This window comes from Prevotella sp. oral taxon 317 str. F0108 (assembly GCF_000162415.1).
Classification (GTDB): Bacteria; Bacteroidota; Bacteroidia; order Bacteroidales; family Bacteroidaceae; genus Prevotella; species Prevotella conceptionensis.
In genome coordinates this window covers 781241-783282 of the sequence record NZ_GG740073.1, presented here as the reverse complement: position 1 = coordinate 783282, position 2042 = coordinate 781241, and the positions used below count along the sequence as shown (strand labels likewise).

The 2042-nt window shown below is 48.5% G+C and carries 1 protein-coding gene; it reads right to left on the bottom strand.

What is annotated here, in order from left to right:
- Window positions 1-2042, bottom strand: a 2042-nt coding sequence (locus HMPREF0670_RS15320) for a phage baseplate assembly protein V (protein WP_198009292.1), incomplete at both ends; no start/stop codon positions are given.

Here is a 2042-nt window from a genome sequence, read left to right as displayed (position 1 = left end):
AGTGGCAACAACTGGGATATGTAAAGGACCAATATCAGAGTAATCCATAATGTTGTCTGTGGTAAACTCCTGGAATATATACTTGTTCAATTTGTCGAAAGGATGACGAAGGCCTAGGGCATGGAAAAGTTCATGAACACAAGTGTTATCGTTCAGACCTTTTCTAAACACAATTACCTCTTTTGTGTTGCGATCCCTTGCACGTCCATACACTTCTTTCTCTTCTTTAAAACAAAGCTCGTCAATCAAGAAAATCTTATAATAACCATCATACTTTGATGTGTTTGGGTTGTTGTTTATTTGGTTGGTAAGGTAATTGTAAGTGCTCTTGTTATTAAGTTTAGCGATATCAAGAATCATTTTCTTGTCTTTTGTTGTTGTATACGCCATAAACTCCTTAATGTGTTTCTCATCACTCAAATCCAACACACATTCTTCTATGTTCGCCTCTACATAGCATTGGGTGAAAAATTTCATCAACGTTGCCTTACGAATAGAATTCTCGCCAGGTAGGGTGGGAAGAACCGTTGGGTCGGAATTTATCTTACACCTTACCCTAACCAACACCACGTCAATCTTGCGCCGATGCTTGGCATCGTTCGCAAGAACCAACAGCTTACCGGCGAGTGTTTTATTACCCTCCTCATCGTAAGCGTAAACCTCGATGAACTTGGTTTCACCGAATTCCTCAATACAAGTAATCCGTATCGTGTCGCCATTGATGTGCAACCCCTTGTCGAGTACTTTCGCTGTGGTTTTATCCAGTTGGAAAAACTTCTTGTCATACTCATACCTCAGCTCTTTCGCTTTCTGGTTTACCTCCATGTTCAAAACCAAGTCGGCACTATGGCCTTTCAACAAGGTCATTACGGGAGGGGCATAGATATAATCTTTCATCTTGTTCTGCTTTTTCCACGGAATGATGTACAGCGGCGAGAACTCCTGCCACATGAACCTTTGCCAAACATGGTCGTCTGGTACGAACCCCGTTTTGTTATAAAAGCCCATTATCGTGTCGTAACGTATGTCGAACTTGGTTCCGCTGCCGCCCTCGGTTTTGCCGTCGGCATTTGTTTGGCCGTTACCTTTTGTTTCACTACTGGCCTTGGTCTGGCTGTTGCCCTTGCTCTCGCTGTTGTCCTTGGTTTGAACCGGGACCTTACGCTCGCAGTCGCCAATCCTGAACCAGTCGAACCCAAACTCTCCACTATAGTCTTTATTGGGACGGAACTGCACGCACACCTGCTCGGCAATATTCTCCTTCTCCACCTCATAGTCTTCCGCATGATTAAGCTCATCTATGCCTTGTTCGGCCCTTATCTCCACCTTTCCGTGCGAATTAAGCAAAGCGTGGTCGCCGCTGTGCATCATCAGTTTTCTCTCGCCCACCACATTCGTCTCGTCCGCCTCTATCTTTATCTGTCCGTGCGAATTAAGCAAAGCCCTACCCGCCTGTGTGTGGAAGAAGTCGGATATCAGCTGTTTCATAACAGGCGTCTCTACCAGCATCTGCTCCAAAGCCTTTATTGAGAGTGTGTTTCCCACAACACTCGTCTGATTATCGCCGACAGTCAAGTTCAGGTTCTTGCCGACAGTGACGTTTAAGTTGTTGCCAACGGAGAGGTTCACGTCACTTGGCGCCATTATCCTCATGCCGCCATGCCCATCCATCAACACCATGTTGCCGCTAGGGTCGCTAAGTGTCAGTGTCCTACTGTCGTCGTTGAAGGCGATGCAGATGCCGCTGCGCGTACAGATGCTCTTGCAGTTGTTGCCCTTACCACAACCACCGCCGGTGATTCCGTTGAACAGGCTGCCCATCACGTAGGGGCGGTTGGGGTCGTTGTGGCGGAACCCCACCAGCACGTGGTCGCCCACCTCGGGGATGAAAACGAAGCCGCGGTTGGTCTCAACCCCGTCGCGGCAGCCGCCGCCGTCGGGCGTCATCACGCGTATCCAGTCGGTGTGCATGTTGCCCGTCTGCCAGTTCATCCGCACCTGCACGCGGCCCTTGCCTTCTGGGTCGGCATTGCTTATCACCC